This is a genomic window from Rhizobium sp. 01T444 (assembly GCF_056398305.1).
Genome location: NZ_JBFTPD010000005.1, coordinates 160,170 through 183,281 on the forward strand (window position 1 = coordinate 160,170; position 23,112 = coordinate 183,281).

Here is a 23,112-nt window from a genome sequence, read left to right on the forward strand (position 1 = left end):
TCATCTCGACTTACACTACCGATATTATCGTCTTCAATCAAAGGTTTACGTCACAAAAACTTTACGGCGCAGTCGGTATTTTGCCGCAATTGCCGCTCATGCGGATGCCGGCTCCGCCCTTGACCCCCACTCCTGCCGCCTAGTTTCCCCATGATGCTCTCCCGAATGGATATTCGCCGCCTCGGCCCTCTCGGCACCGTCTTTGATCCGGGACGCCTGCGCGCGCTTATCCGCCACAGCGAAATGGGCATGGTCTTTGCCGGCGCGCTCGTCGGTATCGCCTCGGGGCTTGCGGTCACCGCCATGAGCTATGTCTCGGAAGAGATGCACAGGCTGATCTTCGGCATAGACGGCACGACGAGGCTCAGCGCCTCGCAGATCGACAGCAAGTTCCTGCTGATGACGGCCCCGGTTGCCGGCGGCATGCTGCTCGGCCTGTTGATCTTCATTCTCGCCAGATGGCGCAAGAAGCCGATGGTCGACCCGATCGAGGCCAATGCCTTGCATGGCGGCCGCCTGTCGCTGACGGACAGCATCCTCGTCGCCATCCAGAACCTCGTGTCCAACGGCTTCGGCGCATCCGTCGGTCTGGAGGCCGGCTATACGCAGCTTGCAGCCGGCATCGCCTCGAAATTCGGCCTGAAGCTGCAGCTGCGCCGCTCCGACATGCGCGTCCTCGTCGGCTGCGGCGCGGCCGGCGCCATCGCCGCCGCCTTCAATGCACCGCTGACGGGCGCCTTCTATGCCTTCGAGCTGATCATCGGCACCTACACCATCGTCTCGCTGACGCCTGTTGTCGTCGCGGCCCTCGTCGCTACACTGGTCGCCCGGCTACTCTCCGGCAGCGATTTCATCATCGATGTCGGCAGCTTCGGCGCTGTCCAGCCCGCCGATTACGTGCCGGCGATCGCCCTCGGCGCCTTCTGCGCAGGCATCGGCATCCTCATCATGCAGGGCGTCTCCTTCGTCGAGGAACTGGCGCGCAAAAGCTCCATCGCGCTACCCTTCCGCCCGGCGCTCGGCGGCCTGGTCGTCGGCCTGCTGGCGCTGGCCTCGCCGCAGGTCCTCGCCGCCGGTCACGGCGCGCTGCATCTCAACCTCTCCCATGAGATCACCATTCCCGCGCTGATTGGCCTCTTCCTTCTGAAGTCGGTGGCATCAGCCATTTCGATCGGCTCCGGCTTCAGGGGCGGCCTGTTCTTCGCCTCGCTCTTCATGGGTGCCCTGCTCGGCAAGCTCTTTGCCTATTCCGCCCCCTATTTCGCCGATGCGACACTGACACCCGTGATCTATGCCGTGGTCGGCATGAGCTCGCTCGCCGTCGCCGTCATCGGCGGGCCGCTGACCATGACCTTCCTGGCGCTGGAGATTACCGGCGACTTTCCGATCACCGTTCTGGTGCTCGCCGCCGTCATTACCTCCTCGCTCGTGGTGCGCACCACCTTCGGCTACTCCTTCGCCACATGGCGCTTTCACCTGCGCGGCGAGAGCATCCGTAGCGCCCATGATGTCGGCTGGATCCGCAACCTGACCGTGGACAAGCTGATGCGATCAGACGTGAAGACCGCAAAACTTGGAATAACGATGGACGAGTTCAAGGAGGCCTTCCCCATCGGCTCGACGCAGCGCGTCATCCTCGTCGATGAGGGCGACAAATATGCCGGTCTCGTGCTCGTGCCGGAAATCTACGCCAACCCCACCAGCGCGCAGGACGAAGCCCAGCAGCTGACCGATTTCATCCGCTACAAAAACGATTTCCTGCAGCCGCAGATGAACGCCAAACAGGCGGCCGCGATCTTCGACAAGACCGAAAGCGAAGCGCTCGCCGTCGTCAACAACCTCATCGAGCGCAAGGTGATCGGCCAGCTCAGCGAAAGCCACACGCTGCGCCGCTACAGCGAAGAACTCGACCGCCGCCGTCGTGAGGTCTCAGGCGAGATCTGAGACATTTGCCGCTGAAGTCAGAAACACGCCGCCATTAGAGCTACGCAACAGACTTTCTGAAAATCGATGCCGATTTCAGGCTACTGCCGTAGTCGGTGCCGCGAGCTTGAACACGTCCGCCCTCCTCGAAACGCCGCGCAATTCGAACGATCCCAGATGTTCGCAGGCGACACCGCAGCCAGCCGCGAAGCTTTCCGACATCAGAAGGGGCTGGCCGAGTTCGCCGCAGAGTTTCTCGAGCCGCGAGGCCTCGTTGACGGCCCTGCCGATCACGGTGAAATCAAGCCTGCCGCGGGCGCCGACATTTCCGTAGAACACCTCGCCGAGATGCAGGACGACGTCGACACCGATATCAGGACCGCCCTCGCGCGCCCGCTGACGATTGAGCGCCTCGTTTGCCTCCAGAACATTTCGGGCCGAGGCGAGCGCAGCCATGCAGGCCGTCTCAGGATCCTCGCCGTCTTCACCGCCTGTCGGAAAGATCGCCAATACGCTGTCGCCCATGAACTTGAGGATCTCGCCGGAATTTTCCTCGACATGCCGGCCGATCAGCTCGAAATGCTCGTTCAGAAACCCGGCGATCTCACCGGGTTGATAGACCTCGGTCAACGCCGTGAAGTTTCTGAGGTCTGCAAGCAGGATCGCGGCATTGATGGCGCCTCCCGTTCCCCTCTGGACCTCGCCCGCAAGGATGCGCGCACTCGTCTTGGCGCCTGTATAGATAGCAAGGATATCCGAGGCGGTTCTCGATGCCGCGATGCGGTAGCAGGCAAGCCCCAGTGCCGGGAAAAGCTTTGCGATGATCGTCAGCTGATCATTGGAAAATCCGCCCGGCCTGTCGCTTGTCAAGGACAGGCTGACCCCGCGCAACGCGGCCTCCTTCGGGAACTCCAGCAGGCTGACCAGATGATCCGTGCCGCCGCCAAGCGCAAATTCCGCAAGCTGCGGATAGTCGTCGACACCCTCCCCCTTGGCAAGGATCCAGCGCCCCGACGTTTCGCCGCGGCCCAGCAGATAGTAGATCGGCGTCTTCTCGAAGCTCAGCTGCGCCGCGCTGCCATATTCGGCCCTCTCGATGGTGGTCGCGCCGCCGCGCACGAAATTGGCCGAGATGCCGGCATACATGGGATGAATGGATGGCATCGCGATACTGCCCCGCCAGATGGGAAAGCCATCCGCGATCAGCCGGTCGCACAAACCGGCAATGAGCTCACCGATATGCTCGCTCCTGATTCCCTCATCTATAAGCCACTGAATATGATCGTTAATTTCGGAACCTCCACATGGACGGGCGCAATTCTATGATCGGAAATAGGGCGAATGGGCGGCAATGCCGAACCGGGCTGCGACCTCAGGAGATGGCTGCGAGGCCGATGTTTCTAACCATCCATCCCGGCAACGATAACCGCGGGGCAGGCGAAGAGAGACCGATACCTGGCAACACCGTCATTCGCCTGCCTCGCCTCCTCATACCATTCCCGGGCAATGGAGGCGGTGCGGAATTCGATGATCAGAAGCCTGTTCATCTGCCGGTTTCCCTGGACCGGCTGAACCTTGCCTCCCGGAGATCGGACACGGCCCCCATGGAACGTCATATCCGCCGATATGCATGCGAGATAATCATCGATCGCCTGATCTTTGATATCGGGATGGATTTCGAGAATGAAATAGGCGCTCATGGATCGCTGCCTCTAACAAGGGCCGAACAGCCATGCGAGAGTATCGACATGACGCTGACGAGTCCTTAGAATATCGAAACAATTAGTTCGGAGATCTAAACGTTTTGCCGAAAAAGTCAACCGACCGCCTCGCGCGCTACATTCCGACGGTCCAGCTGTTTTCGGCCCGGCTCGGGCTGTTCCACCAGAAGGTGGCCGAGCAGGTGGGCTTGACCAGCACCGAATTCAAGTGCTTCCGGCTGTTGGAAAAACTCGGACCGCTGTCGATGACGGCCCTGTCGCGCGAGGTCGGATTGAAGATCGGGACGGTCAGCGGGCTGATCGACAAGCTGGAGGCGACCGGCTTCGTCGTCAGGCAACGGGATGAGACCGACAAACGCCGCCTTGTCCTGGTTGCCTGTCCCGAGGCCTCGGCACGCGCCACCCGGCTCTACGAGGAGCAGAGCGAGCCGGTCTCTGCGATGCTGAACTCCTACAGCGAGCCGGAATTCAACCTGCTGCTGACCTTCCTCATCGATCTCGGCAATATCTTCGCCCGGACCTCTCCGCCATCGCTGAAAGAACCGCGTCCCGAGCAGGCCTCCACCAAAACGCCGCCGGAATGAAGGCGGGCATCTCCGCTCACATCCTGACCGTCATGCCGCCGTCGACGGTCAGTACGTGGCCGTTGACGAAGGAAGCGGCACCGCTTGCAAGAAACAGCGCCGCGCCGGCGATCTCGTCCGGGCGGCCCCAGCGTTGGACCGGGATGCGCTGGCGCACGAAGGGCATCAATTCCTCGTTTGCAGCCATCGCCGCATTCGTCTCGGTGGCGAACCAGCCGGGCGCAATCGCGTTGCTGGTGATGCCATGCGGCCCGAATTCAACCGCCATGGCGCGCATCAGGCCGGTCAGGCCCTGCTTGGCCGCCGGATAGACGCAGTCGCCGGGCATGACGACATGGCCGCTGATCGAGGTCACCGCGATCAGGCGGCCGTAATTGCGCCGCTTCATCAGCACGGTTGCGTCCCGCGAAAGCGTTATCGCTGCGGCCAGATCGGTGCGCAGCAGCTCGATGATGGCATCGTCGTCGAATTCCGCCAGCGGCCGCCTGTCGCGGGCGCCGACATTGTTGATCAGGATATCGAGACGGCCATGGGTCTTTTCGATGTCGGCCATCAGCCCGCGCTGGGCCTCTCGGTCGGCGATGTCGAAAGCGGCGGCCTGCGCCGTCCCGCCAGCGGCGCGGATGGTGCCCACGGCATCTTCCAGCGTCGCCGGCGTGCGCCCGGTGACGATGACATGCGCGCCGGCCTCGGCAAGTGCGCGCGCCATCTCGAAGCCCAGGCCGCGGCCGCCACCGGTCACGAGCGCCACCTGGCCCGCCAGTGAAAATCTATCCAGTATGCTCATGATCTTTATCGCTCTCGACTGGGTGCGTTGCAGCGATAATTAATGGACTCAGTCAACTAATTTGGCAATAGCGGAGCATCGTCGATGAACGCAGGCCATATCCGGCCTAGCCGAGCAGCTCTGCAAGCCAGCGCGGGTCGAGATGTTGCTCCAGGCCACCTGCGACCTCGTCGAGCGCACGGTCGACGCTCTCGCGATAATTACCGCCTTCGCCTGAGAGGCCAAAGCTTTGAAGCAGCCGGGCGCGGTAGGCGTCGCTGCCGAAGAGGCCGTGCAGATAGGTGCCCGTGATCCGGCCGTCGGCCGAAACCGCACCATCCGCCAATCCATCCACGATCGCCGCCGGCCGTTCGCAATCAGCCCCTCGCGTGACACCGAGGTGGATCTGATAGCCTGACAGCGGCACATCATATTCCGCCGAATGAGCGGAGCTGTTGCGTACCGTCTTCTCCGGCGCCATCTCCGTCTCGACATCAAGCAGGCCAAGCCCTTCGATCTCTGTCGTCGTACTCTCGATGCCGAGCGGATCATTCACCTTGCGGCCGAGCATCTGGTAGCCGCCGCAAATACCGATCACCCGGCCGCCGCGGCGCACGTGGGCGGCAAGGTCGCGGTCCCATCCCTGCACCCTGAGATCGGCGAGATCCGATATGGTCGATTTCGAGCCCGGCAGGATGATCAGCGCTGCATCTGCTGGCAGCCGCACGCCGGCGCGCACGAAGACGAGCTCAACGCCAGGCTCGGCCCGTAGCGGATCGAAATCGTCGAAATTGGCAATGCGCGGCAGCACCGGCACGGCGATCTTCAGCGCCCCCCGCTCGCCCTTCACCAGCCGCTCCAGCACGACGGAATCCTCGGCGGGCAGCCGCCCGGCAGCCTTAAGCCAGGGCACGACGCCGAAGCAGGGCCAGCCGGTGAAACCTTCGATGGCACGGATACCGTCGTCGAACAGGCTTACATCGCCGCGGAACTTGTTGATGATGTAACCCGAGATCATCTTGCGATCTTCCTCGCTGAGGATCGCATGCGTGCCGACGAGCGAAGCGATGACCCCGCCACGATCGATATCGCCGACGAGAACGACAGGGACATTCGCCCGCGTCGCAAAGCCCATATTGGCGATATCGCCGGCCCTGAGATTGATTTCGGCGGGTGACCCTGCCCCCTCGACGATGACGAGGTCGGCTTCCTCGGACACCTTGCCGAAACTCTCCAGCACAGAGGCCAGAAGCTGCGGCTTCAGCTGTTGATAGTCGCGCCCCTTCGCCTGCCCGAACACCCTGCCCTGCACGATGATCTGGCTGCCGTTTTCCGACTGCGGCTTGAGCAGCACCGGGTTCATATGCACCGATGACGGTGTGCGTGCTGCGAGCGACTGCAGCCATTGCGCCCGGCCGATCTCGCCGCCGTCGTCGGAAACCGCCGCATTGTTCGACATATTCTGCGGCTTGAACGGCCGCACCGTCAGGCCGCGATTGGCTGCCAGCCGGCAGAGCCCCGCCACCAGCACCGTCTTGCCGACATCCGAGCCGGTTCCCTGCAGCATGATGGCTCTGGTCATTGGCGCCTATCCGTGAAGTATTTCCGGCAGGCCTACAATGCGGGCGGATATCAGGTCAACAGAGGGCCAGAAATGCGAAAACCGCGATCAGGCCATGAGCCCTACGCGGTTTGCCGTAAAAACGCAGGCGTCTTCATCATTACGCAATGAAGCTCGCTTTTTCCGGGACGCAGTACCTGATCCGGAAAAGCAGCGGATGTCCCCCGCCGCGTCACAACAGATAACGGCACATTCTTACCGGATGGTTAGTGAAGACCCAACCGGAGACAAAATTCGACTTTTTTTGAACTTTTCCGACTTTCTCTCACTTGGAACCGCTTTCACCCCTCGCCGCGAGCGTGCATTTCCACCAATCGCACCCCGGGCCGCAGCTTCATGAAGCTGCCGGCATAAATTCTTCGAATTCAATAATTTAGTTACAGATACAACACGGAAAAGAGAGTTGATTTCTTGCAGCAAATCCGTAGGTTTGCTCATATTAAGCCATCGATAGAAATGGCCGGCGACGAGCCGCCGGAAAACCAGACGAACGGCGCCGCACATAGGAAAAGCCGCGTGGAGCCATATTCCGGCCGTGGGCACCTGAAGCGGCGGGGAGATTTGTCGGCTAATTGCCTCGGTGCATGCGCGTTCGATCACATAAAAATTTCGGGGAACGTATAATGAAGACATTTTTCACGTCATTCATCCTTGCGGTCTGCTTTTATGCCGGAATTGCGGAGGCGCAAGCTGCCGGATGCGGCAAGGTCTCGATCGCCGAGATGAGATGGGGCTCCGCCGCCATTGCCGCGAGCTTCGATAAATTCATCCTGGAAAAGGGCTACGGCTGCTCCGTCACCATCGTGGATGGCGATACGCTGCCGACTTTCGCCTCCATGAATGGCAGCGGCACGCCCGATATCGCCTCGGAATTCTGGGTGAAGGCGGTCAAGCCGCAGCTCGATGCCGCCATCAGCGCCGGGCGTCTGGTCAAGGGCGCCGAAATTCTTGCGGATGGAGCGGTCGAAGGCTGGTACATTCCGAAATTCATCGCCGACGCAAACCCGGATATTCGTTCCGTGCAGGATGCGCTGAAGCATCCGGAACTCTTTCCCGATACCTACGATCCCTCGCGCGCCGCAGTCTATAATTGCCCGGAAGCCTGGGCCTGCGAGATCTCGACCAGCAATCTCTTCAGAGCGCTCGATGCCGACAAGCTCGGCTTTGCGCTGGTCGACAGCCGGACACCCAAGGATTTCGACGGTTCGATTGCCCGCGCCTTTGAAAACAAGGTCGGCTGGCTCGGTTATTACTGGGCGCCGACATCAGTCATCGGCAAATACGACATGAAACAGCTGGGCTTCGGTGTGCCGCACGACGAGGCCGAATGGAACGCCTGCACCTCGGTGCCCCGTTGCGCCAATCCCAAGGTGAACGCCTATCCGGTGTCGCAGGCCTTCACGCTGATGACCAGGGCTTTCGCTGATCGCGCCGGCCCGGTCATGAACTATCTGAACGCCCGCAGCTGGGACAACGAGACCATCAGCCAGGTGCTGGCCTGGCAGGATGAAAATGGCGAGGACAACGAGAATGCGGCCCTCTATTTCCTGCAGAATTATGAGGAGCTCTGGAGCCGCTGGGTTCCGGCCGATGTAGCCGAGAAGGTCAAGGCCAGTCTATAAACCTTGCTGACAACAAGGACTGGACGATTCGTTATGACTGGCACGGTGCCCTTCCCCGATCGCGATACCGTCGCGGAAAAACTCGCGGCGCTCTCGGAAACCGACAAATCCTACCTGTCGCTGCTCATGGAAAATCCGGCGCAGGACGATAACCTGCTCGCGGGTCTCTATCGGCATCTCGACATCGCCTCCTCCGCGCGCCTTCTCAACTCGCTGAAGCTTGAAACCCTCGGCAAATGGATCGGCGAAGCTGCACCCGACCGGCTGCAGATCAGGCTCATGGAAGCGGCGCGCTCCAGCCAGCACCCGGCCTATGCCGCATTCCGGACCGGGCTGACCCGATCCGGCGGCCTCGAAAAAGCCTATCCGACTTCAAAAATCTGAAAGTAACTATCTCTTCGCTGCGCGATCGACACTGCGGCCGGCATCCTGCGTGGCATTGACGGCATTTGCCGTATCCCTGCCCACGCCACGGATCGTGTTGGCGCAAGAAGAAAGCGTAAGAAGGATCATCAAGGCGGATGCGATTTTACCCGTGGTCGTCATGTGCGAAATCCTTTTGTGAAATCAACCCCGAACGGCTGAAGCCGTCCGGGCGGGATAACGCATTCGTGAGCGAAAAGTTCACCGGCTAAGAGCCTTTCTCCGGAGAAGGCCAACATCTTCGAGATCGTCAAACGCGATTCAGCAACCAGGGGCGATAGCCCGCGCCAATCGCTGCCTATCAAGCACATATTCAGCTGCGCTCGACGCCCTTTGCCGCCAGGATGTCGTCAATGGCTGCCGACATCAGAAACGCTGACAGCTGCCCGACAGCATCAGCACCCGTTGAATTGGCGCTGATGCCAACGGCAAAGTCGATGTAGCTCTGGAGTTCTGCCGGAAACTTGCCGACGAGCATAACCTCGGGAGCGGCGGCGAGGATAGACGTCACGGGAACGACGCCCAGCTCGGCCTCCCCGCGGCCGACAGCTGCCGCCGTCTGCCCTCCTGCTACCGGCACCAGCTTGGGCTTCACCTCTTCGGCTATTCCCAACCGATCCAGCAAACCGGAGAAGTAGCCACCGCTGGTGCCGTCACTGGCATAGGCGATTGACCCGGCATTCTTCAAGGCGTGTTTGAATGCGTCCACGGAGCCAATCTCGAGCGGTCGGCTGCCTTCTTTTGCCGCCACTCCCATTGCTATCCGACCGAACGCGGCCTGGCTTCCCGCCTTGACCTTCCCGAGGGCGGTGAGTTCCTCAATCAGATCAGGATTGGTGATGACGAGATCAAAAGGTTCACCCGCTTCAATCTGCTTCCTTACGGTCGGATTGAGCTCCCACCTGACCGCGACCTTGAATCCTGAGATCGTTTCGAACCGGGAGACGACGGCAAGGACGGCGGGTCGGACCGCAACAGCGCCAAAAAGCCGGATTTGCTGATCCATGGCCTGACCGTCCTTGTAAGGTGGTATCTAAGCATTCCGCGTCTACGCGATCATTCCATATCGCTCTGAGCCAATCAGGCAGCCGCCGCTTTCGATCTTTCGGCGAAGGATGCGCGAATGCTGTCGGCCACCGTCTCGATCGGCCCTGTCATCTGCGATGCAGTCAAAAGCTGGATGTCGAAAGACCCCAGTTCCGGCAGCCCTTCCTGGATGCCGAGGATAGCCATATCCTCGCTGACATAGGAGAGCGGCAGCGGCGCGATGGCGAGATCGGAGACCACGGCGGCGCGCTGCGCCATCGTGTGGGCGCTGAGATAGGCGACGCGATAGGGCCGCTTGTTGCGCTCGAGCTGGGTGATCGCCTCCTGCCGCCAGATGCAGCCGTCTTCCCAGATAGAGATCGGCAGCGGATCGCGCCGGTGCGCCGAGCCGCATTTGGCGCCCGCCCAGACGAGGCGCTCGCGATAGACGACCTCACCATTGGTCGGGAAAGGCCGCGTGGCGCAGTTGATGAGCGCAAGATCGAGGCGCTGTTCCTCCATCCGCTTCTTCAGGCCGATGCTCATGTCGATCGTCACATCGACCATGATGCCTGGATAGATCTGCGCAAAGCTCTTCAGGATCTGCGGCAGCAGCCGCTCGCCGATATCCTCGGGCGCGCCGAGCCGCACCACGCCGCTGAGCTCGGGCATGATGAAGCGCGACACCGCCTCGTTGGAGAGCGCCAGGATGTTGCGCGCGTAAGACAGCAGCATTTCACCATGCTGCGTCAGCGTCACCGAGCGCGCATCGCGGCGAAACAGCGTCACGCCAAGCTGCTCTTCGAGCTTCTTGATCTGCATGGAAACGGCCGACGGCGTGCGGAACACGGTTTCGGCCGCAGTCGAAAAATTACCGGTCTCTGCAATGGCCACGAAGGTGCGCAGCACGTCATTGTCGAGCAGAGGAATGGGACGGCGAAACGGGATTGTCATCGTCACATCTTTCAATTTTTCTGAATGACCAAGGATTATCATTCCATTTGATTGAAAGTCAATCTGCCCCCTATTTTTGTAGGGCAACCACCATCGAGCCTATTTGAGTTCAACCCTCGGTACCGAAACGGCTGGTCTTGAAGCTGGTTCCAGCCGCACCTGAAGCAACCGCCCGGCCCTCGCCGACACCCTTAGGATAGGTGTTGCCGATCATGGCAGGCGCCGTGAGTTCAACTGACGTTTCCGGTGATCGCACTGCCCAGGCAATCAGCGCTCGTGCGGACATTTCTCCGACGCCACCCGAGACATGCTCCGACGCGGAGACCGGCAACACCGCGATCTGCTCGGCCGTCGGTGCGGGATGGGTCAGCCGGTCGGCGATACCTGACGTATTGGCAGGCTTGCGACCGACGACGAACCGCGTGAAATCGGCCGGGGCCGGCTGGACGGATGCCAACACCGGCGCAACCGCCGGCGCAGGTGCGGGCGTCTCGCTTTCCACGGCCTCGATTTCAACAGGCCGCAGCATCGGCAGCGGAACGGTCAGTGAGGCAAGATCGGCAAAGGCCCGGTCGGCGACCGCCTTGTCCTCCGGCTTGGCAAGCTGCGGCGCCAGTCCGATCTCGGCCCGCCTCTGCGGCGTCGGCAGCATGGCGGTGACAAGGCTTCCGGTCACGACGGGATCAGGTGCCTTCACGGGTGCTGCTGCGCGTGCCGTCAGCAGGGCCGATGCCGCTGCCTTTGGCGCTACAGGCGTATCGTCATCCTCATCTTCACCTGCGGCAATCTCGATCGATGCCGAGCGGATACCCTTCTTGCGCTCGGCAAGCGCCACCTGATAGCCCGGCAGCGGTCGTCCGTCCGCCGGCAGGTGGATCGTGCGTCCGTCAGGAAACAGCCGCGCCAGTTCCTGGCGCGACATGCGCGGCCAGGCGCGCACGTTGCCGACATCGAGATGCACGAAGGGCGAACCCGATGTCGGGTAATACCCGACCCCGCCGACCTGCATCTGCATGGCAAGCGCGCGCAGCGTCGCAAGCTTGACCCCGGGGATGTAGAAATCCATCGCCTTGCCGAGCATGTGCTGGCTGCGCTTGGCGACACCGGTATTGCGCGAACGGTTGCGCAGCATGTTGTTGGTCGCCGGCGAGCGATAGGCCGAAACGACGTGGATCGCCTCCTTCGCCCCGCTCTTGCGATAGACTTCCCAGACGAGGTCGAGCAGCCGCGGGTCCATCCTGGCCGGCTCGTTGCGCCGCCAGTCGCGCAGGAAGCGGTTGATCTGGTTGAGGCCGCGCTGGTCGAACTTGCCGTTGCGCTTGAAGACGATCGTCGCCCGCTCGCCCGTATGCGTGAAGTAGAGTTTCAGCGCCCTGTCCTCAGCCGCTGCCTCGCCCGATCCCGCCATGACAGCAAAAACGAAGGCCGCGGCGATCGCCATGCGATGAGCGACGACAGACAAAAACCACGCAGACGCGGTCGTCGGAATGGCGGCGATGGCTTGATGAAGGGACACAGACTTCGTCCTTGGCGCGAGACACGAAAACATCACAGGCACCGCACACGTGGGCGGCGTTAAGCCTTCATTATGGTCAATAGATCCTTAAGAGGGGGTTTATGAGCTGCGGACTACATGAGGCGCCGTTTCAAGGAGATGCCGTCTTGCGGCTCTCCAGTTGCGCTGGCTGCGAGAACTCCCGCCATAATTATCTTGCCAAGCGCCATGATCTTTGACGGGAACCCTCGCAAAGCGAGGCGAGATCGCATAGTTTCGACGGATCATTGTCATCGAAACAGGCCAAAGTTTGTATACCGAAATAGCCATCGTCGTCCTCCTCACCATTCTCAACGGCGTCCTGGCGATGTCGGAGCTCGCGATCGTCTCCGCCCGCCCGGCACGCCTCAGGGTTATGGCAGATCAGGGAAGCAGAGGAGCGCGACTGGCTCTGCGGCTCGCGGAGAATCCCGGCCGTTTCCTGTCGACGGTTCAGATCGGCATCACCCTCGTCGGCGTACTATCAGGTGCCTTCTCGGGTGCGACGCTCGGCGCGCGATTCTCCACCTGGCTGCTGGCGCAGGGGCTTCCCGATGCCTGGGCGGACGGGCTTGGCGTCGGTACGGTCGTCGTAGCGATCACCTATCTCTCCCTCATCATCGGCGAACTGGTGCCCAAGCAGATGGCCCTTCGCGCGCCGGAAGCCGTCGCCGCCAGGGTCGCTCCGACCATGACCTACCTGTCGAAGGCGGCTCTGCCGCTCGTCTGGCTGCTCGACGGCTCGGGCAAACTCGTCCTCGCCCTGCTCGGCCAGTCCGGAAAGAACGCCGATGGCGTCACCGACGAGGAGATCAAGACGGTTCTCGCCGAAGCCCAGAGCGCTGGCGTAATCGAAATAGGCGAGTCCGCCATGATCACCGGCGTCATGCGTCTTGCAGACAGGACGGCACGTGCGCTCATGACGCCGCGGCGCGACGTCGAGCTGGTCGATATCGAAGATTCCGCCGAGGAGATCCGCAAGACCATCCAGACGACCTCGCGAACGCGACTGCCGGCCCGCAAGGGCAGTTCCGACGAGGTTCTCGGCGTTCTAGCCGTCAAGGATTACTACGACGCCCTTGAAGCCAACCGGACGGTCGACATCATGACGCTGGTACACGATGTTCCGATCATCTCGGACCTCGCTCCCGCCTCCTCGGTGATCGAATCCATCCGCAAGTCCTCGCAGCATATGGTTCTGGTGTTTGACGAATACGGCCACTTCGAGGGTGTGATCACGTCAGGCGACATCCTCGAATCGATCATGGGCGTCTTCGGCGACGCGGCCTCCGGCGAGGAACCGGCGATCAAACGACGCGAGGATGGCTCCTACCTGGTTTCCGGATGGACGCCGATCGACGAATTCTCGGAATTCATGAACTTCCCCGTTGATGAAGACGTCGAATATCAGACCGTCGCCGGTCTCGTTCTCGAAGAACTGAAGCATCTGCCCGAGCTTGGGGAGACCTTCATCAAGAACGACTGGAAATTCGAGGTGATCGACCTCGACGGGCGACGCGTCGACAAGCTCCTCGTCAGCGCGCTGACGAAGGACGAGGCACGGGCGGAGAACTGATCGGTACGATCAGCGCCGGGATGCGAGCGGCCTGACGGCCCTTGCGCCCTCTGCTCGCTGCCTGACGTGCCATTCTCGGGCCTACGCCCTATATCCTTCATTCCAAACGACAATCAGGGAATGTCCATGTCCGCCACCACCCACGACGCAGACCGGTCTCATGCAGGCCAGCAAAAGTTTGCGGCTCTCCTGCTCGGGGCGGTCGGAGTGGTGTATGGCGATATCGGAACGAGCCCGCTCTATGCCTTCCGCGAAGCACTTCGGCCCTTCACCCATGACGGCGTCACCCCAAACGAGGTCATCGGGCTGATCTCGCTGATGATCTGGACGCTGACGATCATCGTCACGTTCAAATACGTGCTGTTTCTTCTGAGGGCGGACAATGAGGGCGAAGGCGGAACTCTTTCCCTGCTGGCCCTTCTCATGAAGAAGACCAGCCGGCACGCGACCATCTTCTTTTTCGCAGGCATTATCGGCGCAGCACTCTTCATCGGTGACGCGATGATCACGCCTGCCTTGTCGGTACTGTCGGCGCTCGAAGGTCTGAAGCTCGTGACACCGGTCTTCACCCCCTACATCCTGCCGATCGCCATCGCGATCATGCTGCTCCTGTTTTTCGTCCAGTCAGTCGGCACCGCATCCGTGTCAAAGCTTTTCGGTCCGATAACGCTGCTGTGGTTTCTCGTGATGGGCCTTGGCGGACTCGCCCACATCGCCGACGATCCGGCGATCTTCGAAGCGCTCAATCCGCTCTACGCCTTCGACTTCATCACCCATGCAGGCCTCATTGGCCTCGTGGTCCTCGGCGCCGTCTTCCTGACCGTGACGGGCGCGGAAGCGCTCTATGCCGACCTCGGCCATTTTGGCAGGAAGCCGATCCAGGTTGCCTGGTTCGCAGTGGTCTTCCCGTCCCTCCTCCTCAACTATCTCGGTCAGGGCGCGCTTGTGCTTGCCAACCCGCAGGCTGCGTCTGATCCGTTCTTTCTAATGTTTCCGGAATGGGCGATCCTTCCGGTAGTCATCCTTGCCACCGCAGCCACCATCATCGCCAGCCAAGCGGTCATTACCGGGGCGTTCTCTCTCGCCCGCCAGGCGATCCACCTCGGATTCCTTCCGCGGCTGGAGATCTGCTTCACCTCCGCCTCCAACACCGGCCAGATCTATGTCCCGGCTGTCAACATGGCGCTTCTCATTGGTGTGCTTGCCCTGATCTTCGCATTCGGTTCCTCCGAGGCCCTTGCCACGGCCTACGGAATTTCGGTCACGGGTGCGATGGTCGTCACGACGATCCTGTCCTTCCAGTTTCTCCGTGTCGTATGGGGATGGAACGTGCTCACGGCACTGGCGGCACTCCTGCCGCTCCTCGTCCTCGAAAGCATCTTCCTCGGCGCGAATCTCCTGAAAATCCACGACGGCGGCTATGTCCCGGTCCTGATCGCCGGCGCGCTGATGGTTATGATGTGGACCTGGAAGAAGGGAACCCTGCTGGTACGCCAGAAGTCCGCCAGCAACGACATACCCCTGATGCAGTTTCTGGCGTCGATCGAGCGGAAGTCGGATCACGCTCCCGCCCAGGTTCCGGGCACCGCGATCTTCCTGACTAGCCTTCCCGATATGACGCCCGGCGTACTCCTGCACAATCTGAAGCACAATCGCATTCTTCACGCCCGCAACGTCATCCTCAATGTGAAGACCGCTCCGCGCCCCTATGTGCCGGAAACGGATCGGGTGACGATCGAAAGGCTGTCGGAGCGCTTCATCAAGATCCAGCTCCTGTTCGGCTTCATGGAGGATCAGGACGTCTCCAAGGCCCTGCCGCTCTGCCGCAAGGCGGGCTTCGATTTCGAGATCATGTCGACCTCGTTCTACGTCGGCAGGCGCAAGCTCGTCGGCGATCCGAATACCGGCCTTCCTGCCTGGCAGGACCGGCTCTTCATCGCCATGGCCGGCTTCGCCATCGACCCTTCGGACTATTTCCAGCTCCCCAGCAACCGCGTTGTGGAGCTCGGAGAGCAGATGGTCATCTAACCGCTTCTGCGTGGATCGTCCACGCCCGTCCACCCGTTTATATGTCGCCCGACAGGCACGAAGCGCTGCCGGAGGCAGCCCGTCACAGCCATTCTACGCGCGCCTCATCTTTCAATTTCTCTGAACCTAAGGCCCAGTTCATTTCATTTGTTTGAACCAGCCTCAGCACCTATATTTTAGTTGTGACGATGAGGCTGAAGAAAAGGAGGCCGATCATGTCGCAGACATTAGGCTTCAACATCCTCCAGGCTTTCTTCGCGTTTCGCGCGCGCATGTTTCGGGTGGCGGTACGCGAACGGATCAGGCAGGAAATGAAGCATTATCCGCCGCATCTTGCGGCCGATATTTGCGCCCTGCCCGCCCTGGACGAGCAGCAGCGATAGTTCAAAATCGCTTATGGTACCCATGAAATCTATTCGTTTGAATGATGAGTGCCGCGAGCGCATATTTCACTTCAAGGATACGGCAATCCCGTATCTCGCAAGGAAAGGAAACGGCAATGACCTCTATGACCTACAGAGATGGCGGCAAGGGCCTGTCGTCCTATAACAGACATTCCTCGCTCGGCTCCTATGCCGACAAGCTCGTGCGCGCATGGCGCCGGTGGCAGACGGAACGTCAGATCGAATCCATGCCTCTCGACATCCGCAAGGATATCGGCTGGCCGAGCGCCGATGAGACCGGCAAGGACAGAGCTCACTAAAGACAGGGCTCATGAATGCAATATCATGCAATGAATGCGACATACCTCCCAAGCTAAAGGCGGTGCCTGTCCCAAGCAGCACCGCCTTTTTCATATCCGCCGCCTGCCTTTCCCCCGGTGAATTTCGCAGGACTACGCCCCCGCAGCGACGCCTTTTGCATCGCTCGCGCCGCAAATCACTGAAGATGTCGCAGATTTGCTCTTCCTAGCCGCATTTATCCATGCCAGTGTCGCTTTTGGAACACCGGAACGACGCATTCCACGCGACCAATATGCAGTCGCCCTCGAGCATGGATTTTCCAATGAACAAGATGCAGCTCAAGAAACGTTCCGTAGTCTTCTTCATGGTTCCGCAATTCACCATGCTGCCCTTTGCGGCGGCGGTGGATACTCTGCGGATCGCAAACCGTATGCTCGGCTATCCGGCCTATACGTGGCGCCTGAGCTCCGTCGACGGCGAAAAAGTCTATTCCTCCTGCGGCATCGGCGTGGAGGCCAATTCGTCGCTCGCCGAAGAGCGCCGCCATCTTGGCGGTGAAAACCGGCCGGGCATGCTGCTCGTCTGTTCCGGCATCGATGTCGAGACCTTCAACAATAAATCCGTCAACGCTTGGCTGCGCGAATCCTATAATCGCGGCGTCGCCGTTGGTTCTCTCTGTACGGGCGCGCATGTGCTGGCCCAGGCAGGTCTCCTGAACGGCAAGCGCTGCGCAATCCACTGGGAAAACCTGCCGGGCTTCTCCGAGGCCTTCCCGCAGGCCGAGGTCTATGCCGACCTCTACGAGATCGACAACAATCTCTACACCTGCGCCGGCGGCACGGCCTCGCTGGACATGATGCTGAACCTCGTCGGCGAGGATTTCGGCGAAAGCCTTGTCAACCGCATCTGCGAGCAGCACCTGACCGACCGCGTGCGCAACCCGCATGACCGCCAGCGCCTGCCGCTGCGCGCCCGCCTCGGCGTCCAGAACGCCAAGGTGCTGTCGATCATCGAACTAATGGAAGGCAATCTCGCCGAGCCGCTCTCGCTGCTCGAAATCGCCGAGGGTGCCGGCCTATCGCGCCGCCAGATCGAACGCCTGTTCCGCCAGGAAATGGGCCGGTCGCCAGCCCGTTACTACCTGGAAATCCGTCTCGATCGCGCGCGTCACCTGCTGGTGCAGTCCTCCATGCCGGTCGTCGAAGTCGCCGTCGCCTGCGGTTTCGTTTCCGCCTCGCATTTCTCCAAGTGTTATCGCGAACTCTACCAGCGCTCACCGCAGCAGGAGCGTGCCGATCGCAAGATGACCATGGCCACCGCCCGCCAGCAGGCAGTTGCGGCTTGAGGCAGTGACGGCAGGATGACGAAACATGAAAGGCGGCTCGGTGGCCGCCTTTTTGATTTGCGAGGGCACCACCCTCTCCTTCGTCATGCTCGGGCCTGTCCCGAGCATCTGCTGCCGTCTCGTCTTTTGGAACGTAGCGGATGTCAGGGACAAGCCCGAGGATGACGGCGAGTGGAATTGCGCCCCTTACTGCGCCGCCTCTTCCGTCATCTTGGCATCGGAATAGACAAGGTTTCGCCCCTTGTGTTTGGCCATGTAGAGGAACTGGTCTGCCGCGTTCAGATAGTTCTCGAATGTCTCGTAGCCGGCGATCTCGGCCACACCGATCGATACCGTCACCGACAGTTCCTCATCGTCGGCCGTCACCTTGAGGCGGGAAATATCCGAGCGGATCTCGTCGCAGAGCTTGGTGGCTGCCAGCGAATCCATCTGCGGGAAGAGAATGGCGAATTCCTCGCCGCCGAGGCGCGACAGGAGATTGTCGCTGCCTTCGAAGATCGTCTGCAGCCTGTCTGCGACAGCCTTCAACACCTTGTCGCCGATCTCATGGCCATAGGTGTCGTTGAGGCGCTTGAAATGATCAATATCGAGAATGGCGACCGCGGTCGACATTTTGAGCCGTAGGCATTCGTTTACCAGCTTCGGGCCGTTGTCATAGAAATAGCGGCGGTTATAGAGGCCCGTCAGGTAATCGCAGGCCGCCGCTGCGCGCAGCTGCTTCATCTGCGTCAGCGTCTCGACATTGTTGGCGATGCGGCATTGCAGCTCTTCGGCCACGAACGGCCGGTAGACGAAATCGCTGGCGCCGGCCTTCAGGAAGCTTGCCGACAGCATGCGGTCGTTCGACGAGGAAACACCGATGACGCGCAGCTTGTCCGAGCCGAACCGGTGGCGGATGCGCCGCGTCAGCTCATAGCCGCTCATATCGGGCATGTGATGGTCTGTGACGACCAGTTCGATATCGCTGTACGCCTCGAGTGCCGCAATCGCCTCAAGCCCGGAACTGGCTTCGACGACCATATATTGCTGGGCTTTCAGGAGATCGACCAGTACCTGGCGCGCAGATGAAACGTCGTCGACGACGAGCACCCGCGTCTTCCGGTTCATGATCGCACGGCGCACGGTCGCGACCAGATTGTCGAGCGCGAATTCGTTATCCTTCAGCACATAGTCTATAACATTGCGCTCGAGGATGCGGGCGCGCGTATTGAGATCGAAGGTCGCGGTAAAGACGATGGCCGGAATATTGTGCTCGATCGTGCAGTCGAGCGCCTCGCCATAGGGCGAATCCGGCAGGTTCAGGTCAACGACGGCCATGCTGCAGCCGTGGCCGTCCTGCGCGAGCGCTTCGCGCAACGCCTTCAGCGAGGAGCAGCAGACAACGCTGAGGTTGAGCTCGGTCTGGAACCGATGGCGGAGCACGGCGGAAAACATTCGAGAATCCTCAACCAGAAGTATGCGGATTCCTCCAAACCGAGGACCTGCATTCTCCCGCTGAAAATCCCCCTGGAATGTCACAGCTGCCTACCCCTCCACACGCCCAAGGGGGTCGACTCGCCCCCTCTTGCCGTGCCGGACGATAGCCGAGGCCTCCCCTTCAGTGAAGAGGCAAATGACGGCAGCAACACCTGCGATTGCAGAAATATGAGCTTCCGTCATGTCTTTCAGGTGTGGGCCGATCACGGAGCCGCTTCCCTGCACCCGATCTTTGCGGCAGGGTCAGGCAACAGCCCGTTCCTTGCGCATGGACTGGATCTGCAGGAGCGTATCCAGGTTCTGGTTGACGCGGCAGTAGAACTCTTCGTCGATGAACGGGCGCAGCATGAAGTCGTTGCCGCCGGCCTTCAGGAACCGCGCTGAAAGCAGGCGGTTGGAAGAGGAGGAAACGCCGATGATGCGCAGCTGGTGCGAGCCGATCGAGGCGCGGATGCGGCGCGTCAACTCGAAGCCGTCAATATCGGGCATGTTATAGTCGGTGACCATCAGGCCGATATCGCGGTTGGCCTTGAGGATATCGAGCGCCTTGGCGCCGCTCTCGGCGGTGCTGACGCGGAAATTATAGCGCTTCAGGCGGCTGGAAAGCAGCGCGCGGGCCGTGGCGCTGTCGTCGACGATCAGCACGTGATGGCGGTGATTGGTCAGGAACCGGCAGATCGATTCCGCCAGCAGGTCGACGGCAAAGATATTGTCCTTGAGGATATAGTCGACGATATCCTTGGCGAGCAGCTTGTCGCGCATGCCTTCCTGGAAGGTGCCGGTAAAGACGATCGTGGGGATCGACAGATCGACCAGATATTCCAGCGCCTCGCCGTTTTCGGCGCCCGGCAGGTTGATGTTGGAGATCGCGAGCGTAATCGGATCAGAAGACTTGTCGTAGGACAGCTGCAGCTCTTCGAAGCTGCGGCAGATCTCGACATCGATATCGAAGAGCTCCTTCAGGCGCTTTCCGATCATCGAAGTGAAGACGTTGGAATCTTCAGCGAGGATAATACGCGCGCCGGCAAACATTTCTCCGGAATATTGCATCCCCGAAATACCTAGAAACGCCATGGCAAACCTTTAAAGTGGAAATTCTGTCCCCGAACGAAACGGTTACATGAATTCATTTGAATAATTATTAATCGGCTTGCCATAGCCAGCTATGAAAAAGGCGGCCGATGGTGCGGCCGCCTTTTTCTTGTCAATATGATTAAGAAATCACGTCCGAAGTGCGGCGTTCTCCGTATCGAACGGGCTCTCGCCGACGACAGTTGCGTTGTAGGTCGTGCCGAGGATCTTGATCTTCAGCTTCGTACCTTCCTTGGCGTAATCGGGCCGCAGCATGGCAAGCGCCAGCGAGCGGTTGATGCGGAAGCCGAAGGTGCCGTTGGTGGCACGGCCGACGAGCTCGCCTGCCTCGTTGTAGATCGCTTCCGAGCCGCGCGCATCGACATCATTGCCGGTTTCGACGACGAGCGTCGCGAAGTTCCACTTCAGGCCCTTTTCCTTGTAGGCAAGCAGGCCCTCGCGGCCGAGGAATTCCTTCTCCGGCTTGATGAAGCGGTCGAGGCCGGATTCATAGGCATTGTACTCGATCGACATTTCGCGCGGGATCAGGCGGTAGGACTTTTCCACCGACATGGAGAGCATGGCGCGGATGCCGAAGGGCTTGATGCCGAATTCGGCGCCGGCTTCCATCAGCTTGTCGAAGATGTAGTTCTGCATCTCGATCGGGTGATGCAGCTCCCAGCCGAGCTCGCCGACGAAATTGACGCGCAGCGCATGGGCGTTGGCCGCACCGACGGAGATCTCCTTGCCCGAGAGCCAGGGGAAATCCTTGTTGTCGAGGCTGGTGTGCGTCAGCTTCTTCAGGACATCGCGCGACTTCGGACCCGCAAGCACCAAGACGCCATAGGCCTGGGTGATCGGCGTGAACTTCACGCTGCCGTCTGACGGCAGAAGGTTGCGCATATAGTCGTGGTCATGCGCCTCATAGGCGCCGGCCGAGACGAGATAGAAGGTGCCGGGTGCGCTTTCATAGACGGTGAATTCCGAGCGCACGCCGCCTTCCTTGGTCAGCATGTGGCAAAGCGCGATGCGGCCGCGCTTCTTCGGGATCGCATTGGCAAAGATCGATTCCAGCCATGCGCGCGCGCCCGGGCCTGTCACCAGCGCCTTGGCGAAAGCCGACATGTCGAGCACGCCGACATTCTTGTGGACGTTCACGACTTCGTTGCCGACATGCTCGAAATAGTTCGAGCGGCGGAACGACCACCGTTCCAGAATGCGGCCGTCTTCGGTCGGATCCGAATGATTGTGATTGGTCAGCACGTCGGCGCCGACGCCGATCTGGTCCTTCGGCAGATCGTAGCCCTCGGGCGCAAACCAGTTGGCGCGCTCCCAGCCATAGACGGAGCCGAAGACGGCGCCGAGCTTCTTCAGCCGGTCATAGACAGGCGTCGTCTTCAGCGGACGGGCGGCTGCGCGCTCCTCGTCCGGATAGTGCATGGTGAAGACGTTGGCATAGGCTTCCTCGTTCTTGGCAATGAGGTAGCCTTCCTTGGCATAGGGGCCGAAGCGGCGCGGATCGACGCCCATCATGTCGACGGTCGGCTCGCCATCGACGATCCATTCGGCAAGCTGCCAGCCGGCGCCGCCGGCCGCCGTAATGCCGAAGGAATGGCCTTCGTTCAGCCAGAAATTCTTGAGGCCCGGTGCGGGGCCGACGATCGGGTTGCCGTCAGGCGTATAGGCGATGGCGCCGTTATAGACCTTCTTGATGCCCACTTCGCCGAAGGCCGGCACGCGGGCGATCGCGGTTTCGATATGCGGCATCAGGCGCTCGAGTTCTTCCTGGAAGAGCTCGTATTCGCTGTCATCGGAGGGACCGTTGACATAACAGACCGGTGCGCCCTGCTCGTAGGGACCAAGCAGCAGACCGCCATTTTCCTCGCGCATGTACCAGGCGCTGTCGGCTTCACGCAGCACGCCCATTTCCGGCAGGCCCTTGGCCTTGCGGGCCAGAATATCGGGATGCGGTTCGGTGACGATATACTGGTGCTCGACCGGGATGACGGGAATGTTGATGCCGACCATATCGCCGGTCTTGCGGGCGAAGTTGCCGGTGCAGGAGATGATGTGTTCGGCGGTGATCTCGCCCTTGTCCGTGGTCACCTTCCAGAGGCCGTCAGCCTGCTGCTCGATGGCGGTGACCGTCGTGTTGCGGTAGATTGTGGCACCGAAGTCGCGCGCGCCCTTGGCAAGCGCCTGTGTCAGGTCCGCCGGCTGGATATAGCCGTCATCGGGATGCTGGATGGCACCGAGCAGGCCATCGGTCTCACAGAGCGGCCAGATTTCCTTCACCTGCTCCGGCGTCAGGATATTGACCTTCACGCCGATCGTTTCGGCAATACCGGCATAGTACATGAATTCGTCCCAGCGGTCCTTGGTGCGGGCGAGACGAATGTTGGAGACCTGGCTGAAACCGACATTCATGCCGGTCTCCTGCTGCAGTTCCTGATAAAAGCGGACGGAATATTTGTGAATCTGGCCGACCGAATAGCTCATGTTGAAGAGCGGCAGCAGGCCGGCTGCATGCCAGGTCGAGCCTGACGTCAGCTCCTTGCGCTCGATGAGCACGCTGTCGCCCCATCCCTTCTTCGCAAGGTGATAGAGCGTCGAAACACCGACCACGCCGCCGCCGATGACCACTGCCCGCGCATGTGACTTCATGGAGAAATACCCTCTTTTATCGAATGTCCGGCAGCCCATACCGGACGAACTCCCAATATCCGGCGGCTCAAGCCGGACGAACTATCTTCGCGAAC

19 protein-coding genes and 1 pseudogene are annotated in these 23,112 nt (G+C 60.7%); 9 read left to right on the forward strand and 11 right to left on the reverse strand.

Annotated elements, in window-relative coordinates; translation table 11 throughout:
• The first annotated feature begins 153 nt into the window (after nucleotides 1-153).
• The gene (locus tag AC1DTN_RS10840) at nucleotides 154-1,944 is read left to right on the forward strand and encodes a chloride channel protein (RefSeq protein ID WP_477920989.1); all 1,791 of its coding nucleotides are present in this window, start codon (nucleotides 154-156) and stop codon (nucleotides 1,942-1,944) included.
• Nucleotides 1,945-2,019: 75 nt separating this feature from the next.
• Here the strand turns inward: AC1DTN_RS10840 and AC1DTN_RS10845 are convergent.
• Together AC1DTN_RS10845 and AC1DTN_RS10850 are read right to left on the reverse strand one after the other, a co-directional pair.
• A pseudogene (locus tag AC1DTN_RS10845) lies at nucleotides 2,020-3,275 on the reverse strand (adenylate/guanylate cyclase domain-containing protein).
• A 48-nt stretch (nucleotides 3,276-3,323) separates the two neighbouring features.
• Nucleotides 3,324-3,623, reverse strand: coding sequence for a DUF1330 domain-containing protein (locus AC1DTN_RS10850; RefSeq protein ID WP_477920870.1), 300 nt, complete (start codon nucleotides 3,621-3,623; stop codon nucleotides 3,324-3,326).
• Nucleotides 3,624-3,727: 104 nt separating this feature from the next.
• On the opposite strand from AC1DTN_RS10850, the gene AC1DTN_RS10855 reads away from it, so the two are divergent.
• Nucleotides 3,728-4,228: a MarR family winged helix-turn-helix transcriptional regulator gene (locus AC1DTN_RS10855; protein WP_477920872.1), complete on the forward strand. Its 501-nt coding sequence runs from the start codon at nucleotides 3,728-3,730 to the stop codon at nucleotides 4,226-4,228.
• A gap of 16 nt (nucleotides 4,229-4,244) precedes the next feature.
• Here the strand turns inward: AC1DTN_RS10855 and AC1DTN_RS10860 are convergent, their stop codons facing one another.
• Nucleotides 4,245-5,015 (reverse strand): SDR family oxidoreductase, encoded by a 771-nt coding sequence (locus AC1DTN_RS10860; protein ID WP_477920874.1) that lies wholly within the window; start codon nucleotides 5,013-5,015, stop codon nucleotides 4,245-4,247.
• A gap of 106 nt (nucleotides 5,016-5,121) precedes the next feature.
• The gene (locus AC1DTN_RS10865; protein WP_477920875.1) at nucleotides 5,122-6,576 is read right to left on the reverse strand and encodes a cobyric acid synthase; all 1,455 of its coding nucleotides are present in this window, start codon (nucleotides 6,574-6,576) and stop codon (nucleotides 5,122-5,124) included.
• A gap of 662 nt (nucleotides 6,577-7,238) precedes the next feature.
• Here AC1DTN_RS10865 and AC1DTN_RS10870 point away from each other — a divergent pair.
• Together AC1DTN_RS10870 and AC1DTN_RS10875 are read left to right on the forward strand one after the other, a co-directional pair.
• Nucleotides 7,239-8,237 (forward strand): glycine betaine ABC transporter substrate-binding protein, encoded by a 999-nt coding sequence (locus AC1DTN_RS10870; RefSeq protein WP_439015838.1) that lies wholly within the window; start codon nucleotides 7,239-7,241, stop codon nucleotides 8,235-8,237.
• Nucleotides 8,238-8,270: 33 nt separating this feature from the next.
• The gene (locus tag AC1DTN_RS10875; RefSeq protein ID WP_439015839.1) at nucleotides 8,271-8,621 is read left to right on the forward strand and encodes a hypothetical protein; all 351 of its coding nucleotides are present in this window, start codon (nucleotides 8,271-8,273) and stop codon (nucleotides 8,619-8,621) included.
• 6 nt (nucleotides 8,622-8,627) lie between these two features.
• Here AC1DTN_RS10875 and AC1DTN_RS10880 read toward each other — a convergent pair whose 3' ends face one another.
• From AC1DTN_RS10880 to AC1DTN_RS10895, 4 genes are all read right to left on the reverse strand, one after another.
• Entirely contained in the window at nucleotides 8,628-8,783 is a 156-nt protein-coding gene (locus AC1DTN_RS10880; protein ID WP_113321818.1) for an entericidin domain-containing protein, read from the reverse strand.
• Between the two features lie 190 nt (nucleotides 8,784-8,973).
• The gene (locus tag AC1DTN_RS10885; protein WP_477920877.1) at nucleotides 8,974-9,666 is read right to left on the reverse strand and encodes a molybdate ABC transporter substrate-binding protein; all 693 of its coding nucleotides are present in this window, start codon (nucleotides 9,664-9,666) and stop codon (nucleotides 8,974-8,976) included.
• Between the two features lie 74 nt (nucleotides 9,667-9,740).
• Nucleotides 9,741-10,640 (reverse strand): LysR family transcriptional regulator, encoded by a 900-nt coding sequence (locus tag AC1DTN_RS10890; protein ID WP_439015841.1) that lies wholly within the window; start codon nucleotides 10,638-10,640, stop codon nucleotides 9,741-9,743.
• Nucleotides 10,641-10,749: 109 nt separating this feature from the next.
• Nucleotides 10,750-12,156, reverse strand: a complete 1,407-nt coding sequence (locus tag AC1DTN_RS10895) for a peptidoglycan L,D-endopeptidase MepK (protein ID WP_477920879.1) — start codon at nucleotides 12,154-12,156, stop codon at nucleotides 10,750-10,752.
• Between the two features lie 289 nt (nucleotides 12,157-12,445).
• Between AC1DTN_RS10895 and AC1DTN_RS10900 the strand changes: the two genes are divergently transcribed.
• From AC1DTN_RS10900 to AC1DTN_RS10920, 5 genes are all read left to right on the forward strand, one after another.
• The gene (locus AC1DTN_RS10900; RefSeq protein ID WP_113323311.1) at nucleotides 12,446-13,750 is read left to right on the forward strand and encodes a hemolysin family protein; all 1,305 of its coding nucleotides are present in this window, start codon (nucleotides 12,446-12,448) and stop codon (nucleotides 13,748-13,750) included.
• A 126-nt stretch (nucleotides 13,751-13,876) separates the two neighbouring features.
• On the forward strand, nucleotides 13,877-15,778 hold the full coding sequence (locus tag AC1DTN_RS10905) for a potassium transporter Kup (protein ID WP_477920881.1): 1,902 nt from the start codon (nucleotides 13,877-13,879) through the stop codon (nucleotides 15,776-15,778).
• A gap of 215 nt (nucleotides 15,779-15,993) precedes the next feature.
• The gene (locus AC1DTN_RS10910; RefSeq protein ID WP_007817848.1) at nucleotides 15,994-16,161 is read left to right on the forward strand and encodes a hypothetical protein; all 168 of its coding nucleotides are present in this window, start codon (nucleotides 15,994-15,996) and stop codon (nucleotides 16,159-16,161) included.
• Nucleotides 16,162-16,277: 116 nt separating this feature from the next.
• Nucleotides 16,278-16,481, forward strand: coding sequence for a hypothetical protein (locus AC1DTN_RS10915; RefSeq protein ID WP_477920883.1), 204 nt, complete (start codon nucleotides 16,278-16,280; stop codon nucleotides 16,479-16,481).
• Between the two features lie 302 nt (nucleotides 16,482-16,783).
• Nucleotides 16,784-17,806, forward strand: a complete 1,023-nt coding sequence (locus tag AC1DTN_RS10920) for a GlxA family transcriptional regulator (RefSeq protein WP_113323369.1) — start codon at nucleotides 16,784-16,786, stop codon at nucleotides 17,804-17,806.
• Between the two features lie 186 nt (nucleotides 17,807-17,992).
• Here the strand turns inward: AC1DTN_RS10920 and AC1DTN_RS10925 are convergent, their stop codons facing one another.
• From AC1DTN_RS10925 to AC1DTN_RS10935, 3 genes are all read right to left on the reverse strand, one after another.
• Nucleotides 17,993-19,324, reverse strand: a complete 1,332-nt coding sequence (locus AC1DTN_RS10925; RefSeq protein ID WP_477920885.1) for a diguanylate cyclase — start codon at nucleotides 19,322-19,324, stop codon at nucleotides 17,993-17,995.
• Nucleotides 19,325-19,525: 201 nt separating this feature from the next.
• Nucleotides 19,526-20,356, reverse strand: a complete 831-nt coding sequence (locus tag AC1DTN_RS10930; RefSeq protein ID WP_477920886.1) for a response regulator — start codon at nucleotides 20,354-20,356, stop codon at nucleotides 19,526-19,528.
• A 147-nt stretch (nucleotides 20,357-20,503) separates the two neighbouring features.
• Nucleotides 20,504-23,017, reverse strand: a complete 2,514-nt coding sequence (locus tag AC1DTN_RS10935; protein ID WP_477920888.1) for a GcvT family protein — start codon at nucleotides 23,015-23,017, stop codon at nucleotides 20,504-20,506.
• Nucleotides 23,018-23,112: the final 95 nt, after the last annotated feature.

What these genes read in the sequence shown, in the direction of transcription:
- AC1DTN_RS10920 (WP_113323369.1), top strand. Translation starts at nt 16,784, where the DNA reads ATGAACAAGATGCAGCTCAAGAAACGTTCCGTAGTCTTCTTCATGGTT.
- AC1DTN_RS10865 (WP_477920875.1), bottom strand. Translation starts at nt 6,576, where the DNA reads ATGACCAGAGCCATCATGCTGCAGGGAACCGGCTCGGATGTCGGCAAG.
- AC1DTN_RS10905 (WP_477920881.1), top strand. Translation starts at nt 13,877, where the DNA reads ATGTCCGCCACCACCCACGACGCAGACCGGTCTCATGCAGGCCAGCAA.
- AC1DTN_RS10930 (WP_477920886.1), bottom strand. Translation starts at nt 20,356, where the DNA reads ATGGCGTTTCTAGGTATTTCGGGGATGCAATATTCCGGAGAAATGTTT.
- AC1DTN_RS10870 (WP_439015838.1), top strand. Translation starts at nt 7,239, where the DNA reads ATGAAGACATTTTTCACGTCATTCATCCTTGCGGTCTGCTTTTATGCC.
- AC1DTN_RS10860 (WP_477920874.1), bottom strand. Translation starts at nt 5,015, where the DNA reads ATGAGCATACTGGATAGATTTTCACTGGCGGGCCAGGTGGCGCTCGTG.
- AC1DTN_RS10910 (WP_007817848.1), top strand. Translation starts at nt 15,994, where the DNA reads ATGTCGCAGACATTAGGCTTCAACATCCTCCAGGCTTTCTTCGCGTTT.
- AC1DTN_RS10850 (WP_477920870.1), bottom strand. Translation starts at nt 3,623, where the DNA reads ATGAGCGCCTATTTCATTCTCGAAATCCATCCCGATATCAAAGATCAG.
- AC1DTN_RS10880 (WP_113321818.1), bottom strand. Translation starts at nt 8,783, where the DNA reads ATGACGACCACGGGTAAAATCGCATCCGCCTTGATGATCCTTCTTACG.
- AC1DTN_RS10935 (WP_477920888.1), bottom strand. Translation starts at nt 23,017, where the DNA reads ATGAAGTCACATGCGCGGGCAGTGGTCATCGGCGGCGGCGTGGTCGGT.
- AC1DTN_RS10915 (WP_477920883.1), top strand. Translation starts at nt 16,278, where the DNA reads ATGACCTCTATGACCTACAGAGATGGCGGCAAGGGCCTGTCGTCCTAT.
- AC1DTN_RS10890 (WP_439015841.1), bottom strand. Translation starts at nt 10,640, where the DNA reads ATGACAATCCCGTTTCGCCGTCCCATTCCTCTGCTCGACAATGACGTG.
- AC1DTN_RS10875 (WP_439015839.1), top strand. Translation starts at nt 8,271, where the DNA reads ATGACTGGCACGGTGCCCTTCCCCGATCGCGATACCGTCGCGGAAAAA.
- AC1DTN_RS10885 (WP_477920877.1), bottom strand. Translation starts at nt 9,666, where the DNA reads ATGGATCAGCAAATCCGGCTTTTTGGCGCTGTTGCGGTCCGACCCGCC.
- AC1DTN_RS10840 (WP_477920989.1), top strand. Translation starts at nt 154, where the DNA reads ATGCTCTCCCGAATGGATATTCGCCGCCTCGGCCCTCTCGGCACCGTC.